The following is a 14,473-nucleotide window of genomic DNA, read 5'->3' as shown; positions in this document are numbered from 1 at the left end:
AAACGCCTGTGCGCGTGCTGGGTTTGTTCCTGTCGCCAGCGTTAATCAGCTTGTGGCGGCAGACAAAAAAACAGGTGAAGTATGTCTAAGCGAGATTATTACGAGGTTCTGGGCGTCAGTAAGGACGTCGATGGACCAACACTGAAAAAAGCTTACCGTAAGCTGGCGATGAAATATCACCCGGACCGCAATCCGGACGATAAAGATGCGGATGCCAAATTTAAAGAAGCAACCGAAGCTTACGAAGTGCTGGGCGATGAGCAGAAGCGCCGTGCCTATGACCAGTACGGTCATGCCGGGGTGGATGGTCAGGCCGGCGGCGGCTTTGGCGGTGGCGGTGCTAACTTCAGCGATATTTTCGGTGATGTATTTGGCGATATTTTTGGCGGCGGTGGCCGTGGCCCGCGTGGTGGCCCGCAGCGTGGTTCTGACCTGCGTTACACCATGGAGCTGACACTGGAAGAAGCAGTGCGTGGTGTGGAGAAGAAGATCCGCATTCCAACCCTGACCGCCTGTACTACCTGTGACGGCAGTGGTGCCAAGCCAGGCACCAAACCAAAAACCTGTAATACCTGTCATGGTGCGGGTCAGGTGCGTATGCAGCAGGGCTTCTTCTCGGTACAGCAGACCTGTCCGAGCTGTCGTGGTCAGGGTACGCAGATCGATGATCCCTGCACCAGCTGTCATGGCCGTGGCGTAAAAGAAGAAACCAAGACCTTGTCGGTGAAAATTCCTGCTGGTGTTGATACCGGCGACCGTATCCGTTTGTCCGGTGAGGGTGAAGCGGGAGCCATGGGTGGTCCGGCCGGTGATCTGTATGTGCAGGTCAGTGTGCTGGAGCATAAGCTGTTCCATCGCGATGGCCGTAACCTGTATTGCGAAGTACCGATCAGTATCGTCGATGCGGCACTGGGGGCTGAACTGGAAGTGCCAACGCTGGATGGCCGGGTAAAACTGAAAATTCCGGCAGAGACCCAGAGTGGCAAACAGTTCCGTCTGCGCGGTAAGGGTGTGCTGCCGGTACGCGGTGGCCCGGCGGGTGATCTGCTCTGCCGTGTACAGGTCGAAACACCGGTCAGCCTCAATGCTGAGCAGAAAGATCTGCTGATGAAGTTCCAGGCTTCTCTGACCGGTGAGAAACACTCACCACAGAAGAAGAGCTGGTTTGAAGGTGTGAAGAAGTTCTTTGAAGAAATCTGAGCAGCTTTAAACCCTGCAGGCGTGGCCTTCGGGCTGCGCCTCGCATCTCCTGCCGAATCGCTATATCCTTAGCGCCATTCTGAAATTCTGTCTGGGTATTTTTACATGACACGCATTGCAATTACCGGTGCTGCCGGACGTATGGGACGGGTGCTGATCGAAGCAGTCCGTAATGCTGACGACGCAGAACTTGGAGCAGCCATCGTTCTGGCTGATGATCCGCTGGCGGGTGTTGATGCCGGTGCTATTGCTGGTTTGGGCGTTACGCTTAATGTTGCTGCGGCAACTTCTGTTGAAGCCGTGCTGGATCAGTTTGATGTGCTGATCGACTTTACCGCACCAGCGGCCACCATGGCCAATATCGAACTGTGCCGTAAGGCCGGTAAAAGTATTGTGATTGGCACCACCGGTCTGAGTGACGAACAGAAAGCTGAGATGAAAGTTGCAGCAGCGGATATGAGCATTGTCTTTGCGCCAAATTATTCGGTTGGTGTGAATCTGTGTCTTAATCTGCTGCGCATGGCTGCTTCAGTTATGGGTGAAGACAGCGATATCGAAGTGGTGGAAATGCATCACCGTCACAAAGTCGATGCGCCATCCGGTACCGCATTGCGTATGGGCGAAGTCGTCGCAGAAACCCTCGGCTGGGATTTAAAAGAAGTGGCTGTGTATGGTCGTGAAGGTTACACCGGTGCCCGTCCGCAGAAGCAGATTGGTTTTGAAACCATCCGTGGCGGCGATGTGGTCGGTGATCATACCGTGATGTTTGCTACCGAAGGTGAGCGTGTGGAAGTGACGCACAAAGCACAAAGCCGTATGACCTTTGCCAAAGGTGCAGTGCGTGCCGCTAAGTGGGTCAGCACTCAGCCAAATGGTCTGTACGACATGCAGGATGTATTGGGCTTCTGATACCTTTCTGAATATAAAAAAGCCGCTCAACGAGCGGCTTTTTTATGGCTGGGGGGCAGGCCTCAGGCTTTAACGCCCAGCATATGATCGAAACCTCGCTCGACCATTTTTTCCATGCCGCGCGGTTTGCCGTTCGGATCAAATACCATCGATACCAGCATCTGGGCATTACCAAGCGCCCAGCGGGCACGTTCTTTCGGCGCCAGACCCTGTTCCAGAATGCCTTTCTTGATGCCTTTGTCGATTTGCTTGGCAATCAGCTCCAGTAATTTATTCTGGAATTCCAGATACTGTGGCCAGATTTCATCACGTACCGAAGCGCTCCATTCCAGCCAGACTTTAATGTAATCCGGGTTTTCTTCGCAGGCATTCAGGAATGCTTTAACGTGTGAACGGATGGCTTCCAGAGGGTTGTCTTCTTCTGCGTAAACGGACTCGGCCAGATTCAGCAGAAAGTTTTCTACTTCTTCCAGAACGGCTTCAACCAGAGCTTCGCGGGTTTTAAAGTAATTAAATACCGTTGCTACGGATACTCCACCGATCTCGGCAATCTCTGTATGACCGCCCCGGCCGATTCCGCGGCGGGCAAATACTTCAACAGCATTGGTTAATAATAAGCGCTTACGCTCTTCCGGTTGCAGACGACGACGACCATCTACGGCTACAGGCATGGGGCAGACCTCTTCATTTTGGTTTTAATTGTTGTTGTCCTTATTTTTTGACTTATCAGTCAGATATTTAATTGTTTAAAAATATCTTTAACTGTTAATAAGCCAGGCAGTAGTTTTCCCTCTCAATAGATAACAATGAAATGACTCATTTGATTCTGAGTGAAGTAATATTAAGTGTATATTTGTATGTTACAGAATGTAATCTTATGTAACTCGCTATTTAGTACCAGAGTTATCAGTAAATTTCAGGGGCCTTGCCTGGTGTTACTGACCTTCGGGGAGTACTCGGTCTGGCTTGCTTTTGGCTCAGCTTGCAGGTGAGGGATGGGGGAAATACGGAATGCGGCCGGCTGGTGCACTGTTAACGTACAATCCACCACCTTTAATGGACACAAGACCCTGTTTTCAGTATCATTTAGGGTTAGTTTATACACGCACTGCGGTGATCGTTTTTTGTCGCCGGAATCCGCTATCAGTCCATAGCGAGTCATAAGCGGGATGGAGTCAATTTGTCGCCATTCCGCTTTTTTACGACTGCAGATTCTGGTTCTGACCTCCTCCGGCCCGGTGCGGTAGTCTGCAAGTTTATTCTTTGTTCGGGGATTTAGCCTTGTCTACGCCAGCCATTCTAGCTCTTGAGGACGGCAGTATCTTCAAAGGTACCAGCATCGGTGCCGAAGGCCTGTCAGTGGGAGAAGTTGTTTTCAACACCTCCATGACCGGTTATCAGGAGATTCTGACCGACCCTTCCTACGCCAACCAGATCGTCACTCTGACCTATCCACACATTGGTAACTACGGTACCAACAGCGAAGATGAAGAATCCAATGGCATTTATGCCAAAGGTCTGGTGATCCGCGACCTGCCGCTGATCGCATCCAACTTCCGCAGTGAACAGGCACTGGATGTTTACCTGAAAGAGCGCAATGTGCTGGGCATTGCCGATATCGATACCCGCCGCCTGACCCGTATTCTGCGTGAAAAAGGCTCCCTTAATGGCTGCATTCTGGCGGCTGCAGATGCGCATTCTGAAGAGAATGTGGCGAAGGCACTGGCCGAAGCCAAAGCTTTCCCGGGCCTGAAAGGTATGGATCTGGCGAAAGAAGTGACTGTTAAAGAAGCTTACCGCTGGACTCAGACTGACTGGACGCTGGGCAAGGGTTATGGCGAGCTGAGCGAACCAAAATTCAAAGTCGTGGCGTACGACTTCGGCGTTAAGCGCAATATCCTGCGTCTGCTGGCTGAGCGTGGTTGTGAGCTGACTGTTGTTCCGGCACAGACTCCGGCTTCTGAAGTGCTGGCAATGAATCCGGACGGTGTTTTCCTGTCCAACGGCCCTGGCGATCCGGAGCCTTGTGATTACGCCATCAAAGCGATTCAGGACATTCTGGAAACCAATATTCCGGTGTTCGGTATCTGTCTGGGTCACCAGCTGCTGGCTCTGGCCTCCGGTGCCAAGACCATGAAGATGGGTCATGGTCATCACGGTGGTAACCACCCGGTGCAGGATCTTGAATCCGGCAAGGTGATGATTACCTCACAGAACCATGGTTTTGCGGTAGAAGAGAGCACTCTGCCAGCCAACCTGAAGGCGACCCATAAGTCGCTGTTCGATGGCACGCTGCAGGGTATCGCCCGCACTGATAAGCCTGCCTTCAGTTTCCAGGGTCACCCGGAAGCCAGTCCTGGCCCGCGCGATGTCGCGCCGTTGTTCGACCACTTTATTGATTTGATTGTTGCTGCCAAGGCCGCCCAATAACAGGACAGACTGAGTTATGCCAAAACGTACTGACATAAAAAGTATTTTGATCATTGGCGCCGGCCCTATCGTTATCGGCCAGGCCTGTGAATTTGACTACTCCGGCGCTCAGGCCTGTAAGGCTCTGCGTGAAGAGGGCTACCGTGTAATTCTGGTGAACTCTAACCCGGCGACCATCATGACCGATCCGTCGATGGCGGATGCAACCTATATCGAGCCGATTACCGTTGAAGCGGTTGCCAAAATCATCGAGAAAGAGCGTCCGGATGCACTGCTGCCAACCATGGGTGGCCAGACCGCACTGAACTGTGCGCTGGGTCTGGAAGCGGCTGGTGTACTGGAAAAATTCGGCGTGGAAATGATCGGTGCAAACGCCGACACCATCGACAAAGCTGAAGACCGTAACCGCTTTGATAAGGCGATGAAAAAGATCGGTCTTGAGTGTCCGCGCGCCGGTATTGCGCACAGTATGGAAGAAGCCCGCGAAGTACAGAAAACTCTGGGCTTCCCGTGCATCATCCGTCCGTCCTTTACCATGGGCGGCACCGGTGGCGGTATTGCTTACAACAAAGAAGAATTCGAAGAAATCTGTACTCGTGGTCTGGACCTGTCGCCAACCAACGAGCTGCTGATCGACGAATCCCTGATCGGCTGGAAAGAATATGAGATGGAAGTTGTGCGTGATAAAAACGACAACTGCATCATCATCTGTTCCATCGAAAACTTTGACGCCATGGGTGTGCACACCGGTGACTCCATCACCGTTGCTCCGGCACAGACCCTGACCGATAAAGAATATCAGATCATGCGTGACGCCTCTCTGGCGGTACTGCGTGAAATCGGTGTGGAAACCGGTGGCTCCAACGTGCAGTTCGGTATGGATCCGAAAACCGGCCGTATGGTCGTGATCGAGATGAACCCGCGTGTATCCCGTTCTTCGGCACTGGCTTCCAAAGCAACCGGTTTCCCGATTGCTAAAGTGGCGGCCAAACTGGCTGTGGGTTACACCCTGGATGAACTGCAGAACGATATTACCGGTGGTCGCACGCCGGCATCGTTTGAGCCGTCGATCGACTACGTGGTTACCAAAATTCCGCGTTTCACCTTCGAAAAATTCCCACAAGCCGATGGTCGTCTGACCACGCAGATGAAATCTGTCGGTGAGGTAATGGCGATTGGCCGTACTCAGCAGGAATCTCTGCAGAAAGCACTGCGCGGCCTGGAAGTCGGTTCTACCGGTTTTGATCCGAAAGTGGATCTGAACGATGCCGGCAGCAAAGACAAAATTATCTCTGAACTGCGCGTGCCTGGCGCCGACCGTATCTGGTACGTGGGCGATGCCTTCCGTGCCGGTATGAGCGTTGACGAAATCTATCAGCACTCCGGTATTGATCCGTGGTTCCTGGTGCAGATTGAAGATCTGATCAAAGAAGAAGGCAATGTTGCGCAGAGCAGTCTGACGTCAATGGATGCTGATCGTATCTTCCGTCTGAAGCGTAAAGGTTTCTCCGATGCGCGCCTGTCAGCACTGCTGGGCGTGACCGAAAAAACCTTCCGCAAACAGCGCCAGAAACTGGGCATCCGTCCGGTGTACAAGCGTGTGGATACCTGTGCGGCTGAATTCGCCACCGACACGGCTTATATGTATTCCACGTACGAAGAAGAGTGTGAAGCGAATCCGTCTGATCGCGAGAAGATCATCGTTCTCGGTGGTGGCCCGAACCGTATTGGTCAGGGTATCGAATTCGATTACTGCTGTGTGCACGCCGCACTGGCAGCGAAAGAAGAAGGTTACGAAGCCATCATGGTTAACTGTAACCCTGAAACCGTTTCCACCGACTATGACACATCCGACCGTCTGTACTTTGAGCCTGTGACTCTGGAAGACGTACTGGAAATCGTCGATCGTGAAAAGCCAAAAGGCGTGATCGTACAGTACGGTGGTCAGACTCCGCTGAAACTGGCCGACGAGCTGGAAGCCGCAGGTGTGCCGATCATCGGTACTTCTCCGGAAGCGATCGACCGTGCTGAAGACCGTGAGCGTTTCCAGCAGATGATTCAGCGTCTGGGTCTGAAGCAGCCGGTTAACGCCACTGTTACTTCGGCTGAAGAAGCGGTAATTAAAGCTGCAGAAATCGGTTACCCGCTGGTGGTTCGTCCATCTTATGTTCTGGGTGGCCGGGCGATGGAAATCGTCAACAATGAAGCCTCGCTGCGTCGTTACATGACTGAAGCGGTAAAAGTATCCAACGATTCTCCGGTACTGCTGGATTACTTCCTGGATCGTGCAGTAGAAGTCGATATCGACGCGATCTGTGACGGTGAGCAGGTTGTTATCGGCGGTATCATGCAGCACATCGAGCAGGCCGGTATCCACTCCGGTGACTCCGCCTGTTCTCTGCCGCCATACAGTCTGCCGGCTGATGTGCAGGATGAAATGCGCAAGCAGGTTGCAGCGATGGCACTGGAGCTGGGCGTTGTTGGCCTGATGAATACGCAGCTGGCATGGCAGGATGGCGAGATCTACGTGATCGAAGTTAACCCACGTGCTTCCCGTACCGTGCCGTTTGTGTCCAAGTGTATTGGTACCTCTCTGGCGGCGGTTGCGGCCAAAGTTATGACCGGCAAGAAACTGTCTGAACTGGGCTTTACCAAGGAAATTATTCCACCGTATTTCTCGGTAAAAGAAGCGGTATTCCCGTTCAATAAATTCCAGGGTGTTGACCCGATTCTTGGGCCGGAAATGAAATCCACCGGTGAAGTAATGGGTGCCGGTAAAACCTTCGGCGAAGCCTTCTTTAAGGCACAGCTGGGTGCCGGTGCCAAACTGCCGGACAGCGGTGTGGCTTTTGTATCGGTACGTGATGCCGATAAAGCCGGTGTGGTTGCCGTTGCTGAAGGTCTGATCGAGCGCGGCTTTAAACTGGTCTCTACCGAAGGTACCTGCAAAGTGCTGCAGGCTGCTGGTGTAGCCGTTGAACGCGTGAGCAAGGTGACCGAAGGTCGTCCACATATTGTGGATATGATTAAAAATGACGAGATTTCTCTGATTGTGAATACCACCGATGGCCCACAGGCCATTGCAGATTCTGCCGACATCCGTCGCAGCGCGCTGCAGCACAAGGTGTATTACACAACGACTCTGGCCGGTGCTGAAGCGGTGGTTGAAGCGCTGCGTTCAGAAGGTCTGAAAGAAGTTCGTCGTCTGCAGGAACTGCATGCGACCATTTAATGGTCGCATTCAATTAGGGAGTCAGAATATATGCAAAAGTATCCAATGACTGTTGAAGGCGAAGCCTCACTGCGTGAAGAGCTTCAGCGCCTGAAAACAGTTGATCGTCCGCGCGTTATTGCGGCGATTGCAGAGGCGCGTGAGCACGGCGACCTGAAAGAAAACGCTGAATACCACGCCGCCCGCGAACAGCAGGGTTTTATTGAAGGCCGTATTCAGGATATTGAAGGTAAGCTGTCTAATGCTCAGGTTATCGATATTAAAACCATTCCGCATAGCGGAAAGGTTTTGTTCGGTACTACGGTGCGTATCATTAATGTGGATACTGATGCAGAAGTGGAATACCGCATTGTTGGTGAAGACGAAGCGGATATTAAAGCTAACCGTATCTCTATTTCTTCACCGATTGCGCGTGCGCTGATCGGTAAAGAAGAAGGGGATGTGGTTACGGTTCAGATTCCGAGCGGTACCGTTGAGTATGAAATTGACGAAGTAAGACACGCCTGATTTCTGCTTTTCAGTCCATAAAAAAACCGCGCAATGCGCGGTTTTTTTATGTCCTATTGGTAGCTGATCAGGGGCAGGGGATCAGCGGTAAATCGTCAAAATCATCTGAGCCATCATCCCGCTCAATCGCACGCATCATTGCCTGCAGTTTCTTCTGCGCTTCTCGGCGTTTCAGTGCTTTGTTCCACCGGCGGATCTGAACTTCGTTTTTTAATTCCAGCTCCGGTACCGGGGTTGGTTTGTTGTTGTCATCCATGGCAACCATAGTGAAAAAACAGGTATGAGTATGGCGCACGGTGCGTTGCTTAATATCTTCGGCGACCACTTTAATACCGATTTCCATAGAGGTGCGACCGGTATAATTTACCGTAGCAAGGCAGGTGATGAGCTCGCCGATCAGAATGGGTTGTTTGAACAGAACGTTATCAACGGAGAGGGTCACAGCATAATGACCGCTGTAACGCATGGCACAGGTGTAGGCAACCTTGTCCAGCAGCTTGAGTAATTCGCCGCCGTGCATATTGCCGGAAAAGTTAGCCATATCCGGAGTGACGAGTACGGTCATCTCGGTTTGTATGATCTGTCCCACAAAGATTCCTCACTGAATGATAAAGCCAGTTTAACGGAAATCGGTGCAGAGAGAACGGGGGAATATGTTCAGGATCAGACTCTGTCAACAATGACAGAGTCTGATCACCAATTATTTGAACGGGAGAAGAAAATCAGAAATTTTCGGTGGAGGTGAAAAGCCCTACACGCAGATCTTTGGCGGTGTAAATTTCACGGCCATCAACTTCCATGGATGCGTCGGCAATACCCATTACCAGTTTCTGTTCCATAACGCGCTTGATGTCGATACGGTAAGTCACTTTTTTCGCGGTTGGTAATACCTGACCACGGAATTTAACTTCGCCACAGCCCAATGCACGGCCACGGCCAGGGTTACCGCGCCAGCCAAGGAAGAAACCAACCAGCTGCCACATGGCATCCAGGCCCAGACAGCCAGGCATTACCGGGTCAGTTTCAAAGTGGCAGTCAAAAAACCACAGCGATGGATCAATATCCAGTTCGGCAATAATTTCGCCTTTACCGTAAGCGCCACCTTCGCTGCTGATGTGCGCGATGCGATCCATCATCAGCATGTTAGGCAGTGGCAGCCGTGCATTGCCTTCACCAAACAGTTCACCGTGGCCGCAGGCCAGCAGTTGTTCACGGTTAAAGGAGTTTGGGTGAGTCATGCAGTTTCCTCTTCTGGTCTTGGTCTTTAGGGTCATTATAAGTATGCCGGTACACTGACATATTTACAGCATGATAGCCAATGAAGGTTTTTTGAATAAAAGGAATTAATGGGTAGTATTTCCGGCGCAGGTTGCGCCGGGAAACCGGTTTCTGATCAGAGTTTTTCGACCAGCAGACTGCCGATGGAATAACCGGCGCCAAAAGAACAGATCAGGCCTTTATCGCCAGCCTTGAAATCATCTTTATAGCGGTGGAAAGCGATCACTGAGCCGGATGACGCTGTGTTGGCAAATTCGTCCAGTACCACTGGTGCTTCATTACCTTCAGGCAGGCGGCCGAGGAGTTTTTTAACGGCAAACAGGTTCATATTAACGTTTGCCTGATGCAGCCACATACGTTTCAGTGAAGAAGCTTCCAGTTGGTTTTCGGTCAGCAGATTTTCAATAAAATTAGTGACCAGAGGCAGCAGTTCTTTGAATACTTTGCGGCCCTGTTGTTTGAAGGCGTAGCGGTTGGCCGGCACGTTTTCAAAGCAATAATCGGCGTAAGAGGCGTCGCAACGGATATTATCCGAGTATTGGGTAAATTGTTTGGTGCTCAGAATGCGGAAAGTATGTTCTGACGTTGCTGTCTCGGCAGGCTCCAGAATCGCTGCGGTAGCAACGTCGCCAAAAATAAAATGGCTGTCGCGATCTTTGAAATCCAGTCCCGGGGTGGTGAATTCCGGATTTACAAATAACACACATTTGGCGGTGCCGGCTTTTAATGCGGTGTAAGCATTGATCAGACCGAAGGTTGCGGATGAGCAGGCAATGCCCATGTCATAAGCAAAACCTTTAATTCCCAGTTCGCGTTGAATTTCAACCGACATACCCGGGTAGTCACGCTGGCGGAAGGTGCTGGATACAATGACCATATCAATGTCATCAGCGGTTTTACCGGCCTGTTCCATGGCTTCGCGTGCAGCAGCAACACCCATGGTAACCATTTCCGGGGTGGCGCCTTCCTGTGTCATCGGAAATACAGGGTGCATGATGTCCGGGTTGACGATGCCATCTTTGTACATGGCGTAGCGTGCTTTGATACCGGAAGCCTTCTCAATAAATTCGCTGCTGGACAGTGGCAGTGCTTCAGTTTCGCCGCTGGCAATGGCGTCCGCGTGCTCTTCGTTAAAGCGGTTTGCGTAGGCATTGTAGGCTTCTACCAGTTCATCGTTGGTGATGGTAAAAGGCGGGATGAACAGGCCGGAGCCGGAAATTACGATATCGGACATGAGCATTGAAACCTTACTTTTTTCGCTATTATCACCGGAACGGCCCGGTCTTCCAACTCCCCTTTGGTGTAAGCTTGTTAACACAGGTCTGATATGGGCAGTCAGGCCACGGATTTATCTTTCCTCTGCACTTATCCGGAGTATCCGGACGGAGTCATTAACATGGTCCGGCATTATCTGATTTTATTCCGCACGTTCTGGTTGGGTGGGTTATGGGCTTGTGCGTATGTGGTCAGGCCATTGCTGGAACACCGCGGCTTTTTTCCGCAGCACGGTATGGATGTTATGCATGTGATGGTAGGGGTTGGCGCGGTTAGCGGAGGGCTTATTCTGTTGTTGGGGTTATTGTTTCGTGCTCTCAGCTGGCGTCAGTTACCTGTGCAGCTGGTATTGATTATGACGTTTCTGTCACTGGTGTATTTCGCATTTATGCCATGGTGGAAGCTGCAAATGATACTGGTACATGCCATATCACTTTTAGGATTGGTCTGGCTGCTGATTGCGCCGCTAACGGTTATCCGCCGGGATGTTACGCCGGCGGAACGATAAAACGATCAGCGCTTCAGGTTGGACAGCTTTGGATTCGCTTTGGGGTTGCGACGTAGTAACAACGCGGTGTTACCTATCTGTTGCGGCATTTCTGCACCGGTGATGCGCAGAATTTCGGCCAGAACTTCTTTTTTTACATCGCGGTCACCGACCGACACTTTGATTTTGATCAGTTCGTGATCGTTCAGGGCGCGGTTCAGCTCGTCAATAACGCCTTCGGTCAGGCCATTGGCGGCAACGGTGACAATCGGATTCAGTGTGTGGCCGATGGCACGATAGGCCTTTTTCTGTTCGTTTGATAATGCCATATAGGTTCGGAAGCTCTGTAGTTCGGTAGTAAAGTGGTTCGGTGGTAAACTTACCGTTTTATACGGCGTAGACCCTTGGGCTTGTTTCCACGAGTTAAACAGACCCTAGTATACCTGACCTTGGAGCAAGTACCTGCATGGCGCGTTCAAAAACCAGTGCCGATTGGCTGAAAGAGCATGTTGATGACATTTATGTGCAGAAAGCACAACAGGATGGCTACCGCACGCGTGCCAGTTACAAGCTGATTGAACTTGATGAAAAAGACCAGCTCATAAAGCCCGGTATGACCATTATTGACCTGGGGTCGGCCCCGGGTGGCTGGTCACAGGTGGTCGGGCGCAAGCTGAATGGCAAAGGCGTTGTCATTGCCTCCGATATTCTGCCGATGGATCCGATTGCTGACGTCGACTTTATTCAGGGTGACTTCACTGAAGAGGCCGTTTTTAACGAATTGATGGCAATTGTCGATGGCCGCCCTGTGGACCTTGTAATCTCCGATATGGCCCCCAATATGAGTGGAGTAGCCTCCATTGATCAGCCCGGTTCCATGTATTTGGTAGAGCTGGCGCTGGATATGGCGCGACAGGTGTTACGCCCTAACGGTCAGTTTGTCGCCAAAGTGTTCCAGGGTGATGGTTTTGATGAGTACGTAAAGGATGTAAGACAATCCTTTACAAAAGTTTTGATTCGTAAGCCCAAGGCGTCGCGTCCGCGCTCACGTGAGGTTTACGTCGTTGGGAAAGGTTTCCGCGCTTAGCCATTGCTTGCTAAGCTAGACAGTTAAAAGAAGGGAAGTCGGGATATGGCCCGACTCCGCAGCCAATGAGGTGGTGCCGGGTATGGCGAAGAATTTCATATTATGGGCGGTGATTGCAGCCGTTCTGATGATGGTGTTCAACAATTTCCAGAGTGTGGGCCGGGGTAAGGAGTATTCCTACTCTGAGTTCATTACTGCCGTGGAAAGCGGGCAGGTGGAGAAAGTTACCATCTCTGGTCAGACCATTTCCGGTGTTAACAGCGGTGGCGAAGCTTTTGAAACCATTCTGCCTGTCTATGATGACAAGCTGATGGATACCCTGCTGAATAACCACGTTCAGGTGTTGGGTGAAAAACCTGAGAAACAGGGTTTCTTCACGCAGTTGTTGCTGGCGTCATTGCCGATTCTGATCATTATCGCGGTGTTTATGCTGTTTATGCGCCAGATGCAGGGCGGTGGCGGCGGTAAAGGCGGCCCGATGGCTTTTGGTAAAAGCAAAGCCAAGTTGCTCAGCGAAGATCAGATCAAAACCACGTTTGAAGACGTCGCCGGCTGTGATGAAGCTAAAGAAGATGTAAAAGAACTGGTTGAGTTCTTACGTGACCCGGGCAAATACCAGCGTCTGGGCGGTAAAATTCCACGTGGCGTACTGATGGTTGGTCAGCCAGGTACCGGTAAAACCCTGCTGGCAAAAGCCATTGCCGGTGAGGCGCGTGTGCCTTTCTTCTCCATATCCGGTTCCGACTTCGTTGAGATGTTTGTCGGTGTTGGTGCATCACGTGTACGTGACATGTTTGATCAGGCGAAGAAGCAGGCGCCTTGTATCATCTTCATTGACGAGATTGATGCGGTTGGCCGTTCCCGTGGTGTAGGTATCGGCGGTGGTAATGATGAGCGCGAACAGACCCTGAACCAGTTGCTGGTTGAGATGGACGGCTTTGAAGTTAACGATGGCATCATTGTTATTGCTGCAACCAACCGTCCGGATGTACTGGACCCGGCGTTACTGCGTCCTGGTCGTTTTGACCGTCAGGTTGTTGTTGGCTTGCCGGATATCCGCGGCCGTGAGCAGATTCTGAATGTGCATATGCGTAAAGTGCCGCTGGCTGATGATGTGAATGCCTCCATTATTGCCCGTGGCACACCGGGATTTTCCGGTGCTGATCTGGCTAACCTGGTAAACGAAGCAGCACTCTTTGCGGCACGTTCAAACCGTAATCTGGTTACTATGGAAGAGTTTGAGAAAGCCAAGGATAAGATCCTGATGGGCGCCGAACGTAAGACCATGGTGATGTCTGAAAAAGAAAAGACCAACACGGCTTATCACGAAGCGGGTCATGCCATTGTTGGTCGTCTGGTGCCGGAGCATGATCCGGTTTACAAGGTATCGATCATTCCCCGTGGCCGTGCGTTGGGTGTCACCATGTTCCTGCCGGAAGAAGATCGTCATTCCATCAGTAAGCGCGGCATCGAAAGCAATATCTGCTCGCTCTATGGTGGCCGTATTGCTGAAGAAATGACGCTGGGTAAAGACGGTGTGACAACCGGTGCTTCCAACGATATTGAGCGTGCGACCAAATATGCCCGTAACTATGTCACCAAGTGGGGCTTATCGGAAAAACTGGGCGCGCAGTTATATACCGAAGAGGAGCAGAATGGTTATCTGGGTTCTTCCGGTGGCGGTCAGATGTCGCATCTGTCGGATGACACTGCACGTGTTATTGATGCCGAGGTAAAGGGCTTGCTGGATAGCTGTTATCAGCGTGCGGCGAAAATTCTGGAAGAAAACCGCGATAAACTCGAACTGATGAAAGACGCGCTGATGGAATATGAAACCATTGATGCGGATCAGATCGACGATATTATGGCTGGTAAAAAGCCACGTCCGCCAAAGTCCTGGGGTGATAATGGCTCTGGCCCTGCGGCACCGGCAGAAGAAAGCCGCGATATGGCCCGCGATGCCGATGATGATGCGGCGGGTGATCCGGCCGGCGAGCGCAACTGATTCGCTTGGCTTATGCATAACAAAAAGGCGGCGCAAGCCGCCTTTTTGTTTCTGTTCGTATTT

Annotated in this window: 13 protein-coding genes; 8 read left to right on the top strand and 5 right to left on the bottom strand. The window is 51.6% G+C overall.

Annotated features, from left to right (window positions below; all coding sequences use genetic code 11):
- The first annotated feature begins 81 nt into the window (after positions 1–81).
- On the top strand, positions 82–1,200 hold the full coding sequence (gene dnaJ / locus LGT44_RS03385; RefSeq protein WP_225693271.1) for a molecular chaperone DnaJ: 1,119 nt from the start codon (positions 82–84) through the stop codon (positions 1,198–1,200).
- Between the two features lie 105 nt (positions 1,201–1,305).
- Positions 1,306–2,109 carry a 4-hydroxy-tetrahydrodipicolinate reductase gene (gene dapB / locus LGT44_RS03380; protein ID WP_145466130.1) on the top strand — a complete coding sequence of 268 codons (804 nt, stop codon included), beginning with the start codon at positions 1,306–1,308 and terminating at the stop codon, positions 2,107–2,109.
- Positions 2,110–2,171: 62 nt separating this feature from the next.
- On the opposite strand, the gene LGT44_RS03375 is transcribed toward dapB, so the two are convergent.
- Positions 2,172–2,780: a TetR/AcrR family transcriptional regulator gene (locus tag LGT44_RS03375; RefSeq protein ID WP_145466128.1), complete on the bottom strand. Its 609-nt coding sequence runs from the start codon at positions 2,778–2,780 to the stop codon at positions 2,172–2,174.
- A gap of 610 nt (positions 2,781–3,390) precedes the next feature.
- Between LGT44_RS03375 and carA the strand changes: the two genes are divergently transcribed.
- Genes carA through greA form a run of 3 tightly spaced genes read left to right on the top strand, consistent with a single transcriptional unit; the run spans position 3,391 to position 8,278 of the window.
- Positions 3,391–4,539, top strand: a complete 1,149-nt coding sequence (gene carA / locus LGT44_RS03370; RefSeq protein ID WP_230331227.1) for a glutamine-hydrolyzing carbamoyl-phosphate synthase small subunit — start codon at positions 3,391–3,393, stop codon at positions 4,537–4,539.
- Between the two features lie 16 nt (positions 4,540–4,555).
- Positions 4,556–7,771, top strand: a complete 3,216-nt coding sequence (gene carB, locus LGT44_RS03365; protein ID WP_145466125.1) for a carbamoyl-phosphate synthase large subunit — start codon at positions 4,556–4,558, stop codon at positions 7,769–7,771.
- A 30-nt stretch (positions 7,772–7,801) separates the two neighbouring features.
- Positions 7,802–8,278: a transcription elongation factor GreA gene (greA, locus tag LGT44_RS03360; RefSeq protein WP_222428427.1), complete on the top strand. Its 477-nt coding sequence runs from the start codon at positions 7,802–7,804 to the stop codon at positions 8,276–8,278.
- 67 nt (positions 8,279–8,345) lie between these two features.
- Here the strand turns inward: greA and LGT44_RS03355 are convergent, their stop codons facing one another.
- The 3 genes from LGT44_RS03355 to LGT44_RS03345 all read right to left on the bottom strand — a co-directional run bounded on the left by LGT44_RS03355 (position 8,346) and on the right by LGT44_RS03345 (position 10,790).
- The gene (locus LGT44_RS03355) at positions 8,346–8,867 is read right to left on the bottom strand and encodes an acyl-CoA thioesterase (protein WP_145466123.1); all 522 of its coding nucleotides are present in this window, start codon (positions 8,865–8,867) and stop codon (positions 8,346–8,348) included.
- A 133-nt stretch (positions 8,868–9,000) separates the two neighbouring features.
- Entirely contained in the window at positions 9,001–9,516 is a 516-nt protein-coding gene (gene fabA, locus LGT44_RS03350) for a 3-hydroxyacyl-[acyl-carrier-protein] dehydratase FabA (protein ID WP_145466121.1), read from the bottom strand.
- Positions 9,517–9,671: 155 nt separating this feature from the next.
- A complete protein-coding gene (locus LGT44_RS03345; RefSeq protein WP_145466119.1) occupies positions 9,672–10,790 on the bottom strand; it encodes a beta-ketoacyl-ACP synthase III in 1,119 nt (372 codons plus the stop codon).
- Between the two features lie 162 nt (positions 10,791–10,952).
- Between LGT44_RS03345 and LGT44_RS03340 the strand changes: the two genes are divergently transcribed.
- Positions 10,953–11,339: a hypothetical protein gene (locus LGT44_RS03340; RefSeq protein ID WP_230331226.1), complete on the top strand. Its 387-nt coding sequence runs from the start codon at positions 10,953–10,955 to the stop codon at positions 11,337–11,339.
- A 5-nt stretch (positions 11,340–11,344) separates the two neighbouring features.
- On the opposite strand, the gene LGT44_RS03335 is transcribed toward LGT44_RS03340, so the two are convergent.
- Positions 11,345–11,647: a YhbY family RNA-binding protein gene (locus tag LGT44_RS03335; RefSeq protein ID WP_145466115.1), complete on the bottom strand. Its 303-nt coding sequence runs from the start codon at positions 11,645–11,647 to the stop codon at positions 11,345–11,347.
- A gap of 137 nt (positions 11,648–11,784) precedes the next feature.
- Here LGT44_RS03335 and rlmE point away from each other — a divergent pair, with 137 nt between their 5' ends.
- Positions 11,785–12,405, top strand: coding sequence for a 23S rRNA (uridine(2552)-2'-O)-methyltransferase RlmE (gene rlmE / locus LGT44_RS03330; protein ID WP_230331225.1), 621 nt, complete (start codon positions 11,785–11,787; stop codon positions 12,403–12,405).
- 82 nt (positions 12,406–12,487) lie between these two features.
- Positions 12,488–14,410 (top strand): ATP-dependent zinc metalloprotease FtsH, encoded by a 1,923-nt coding sequence (gene ftsH / locus LGT44_RS03325; protein WP_230331224.1) that lies wholly within the window; start codon positions 12,488–12,490, stop codon positions 14,408–14,410.
- Positions 14,411–14,473 lie beyond the last annotated feature (63 nt).

This window comes from Thalassolituus alkanivorans, from assembly GCF_020447205.1.
In the GTDB taxonomy this organism is placed as follows: Bacteria; Pseudomonadota; Gammaproteobacteria; order Pseudomonadales; family Oceanobacteraceae; genus Venatoribacter; species Venatoribacter alkanivorans.
This window is presented reverse-complemented; position numbering and strand designations above follow the sequence as displayed.

Bases quoted from the DNA above. Each gene is read 5' to 3' on its own strand.
- LGT44_RS03345 (WP_145466119.1), bottom strand. From the start codon at position 10,790: ATGTCCGATATCGTAATTTCCGGCTCCGGCCTGTTCATCCCGCCTTTT.
- LGT44_RS03340 (WP_230331226.1), top strand. From the start codon at position 10,953: ATGGTCCGGCATTATCTGATTTTATTCCGCACGTTCTGGTTGGGTGGG.
- rlmE (WP_230331225.1), top strand. From the start codon at position 11,785: ATGGCGCGTTCAAAAACCAGTGCCGATTGGCTGAAAGAGCATGTTGAT.
- fabA (WP_145466121.1), bottom strand. From the start codon at position 9,516: ATGACTCACCCAAACTCCTTTAACCGTGAACAACTGCTGGCCTGCGGC.
- carB (WP_145466125.1), top strand. From the start codon at position 4,556: ATGCCAAAACGTACTGACATAAAAAGTATTTTGATCATTGGCGCCGGC.
- LGT44_RS03335 (WP_145466115.1), bottom strand. From the start codon at position 11,647: ATGGCATTATCAAACGAACAGAAAAAGGCCTATCGTGCCATCGGCCAC.
- greA (WP_222428427.1), top strand. From the start codon at position 7,802: ATGCAAAAGTATCCAATGACTGTTGAAGGCGAAGCCTCACTGCGTGAA.
- dnaJ (WP_225693271.1), top strand. From the start codon at position 82: ATGTCTAAGCGAGATTATTACGAGGTTCTGGGCGTCAGTAAGGACGTC.
- ftsH (WP_230331224.1), top strand. From the start codon at position 12,488: ATGGCGAAGAATTTCATATTATGGGCGGTGATTGCAGCCGTTCTGATG.
- LGT44_RS03375 (WP_145466128.1), bottom strand. From the start codon at position 2,780: ATGCCTGTAGCCGTAGATGGTCGTCGTCGTCTGCAACCGGAAGAGCGT.
- dapB (WP_145466130.1), top strand. From the start codon at position 1,306: ATGACACGCATTGCAATTACCGGTGCTGCCGGACGTATGGGACGGGTG.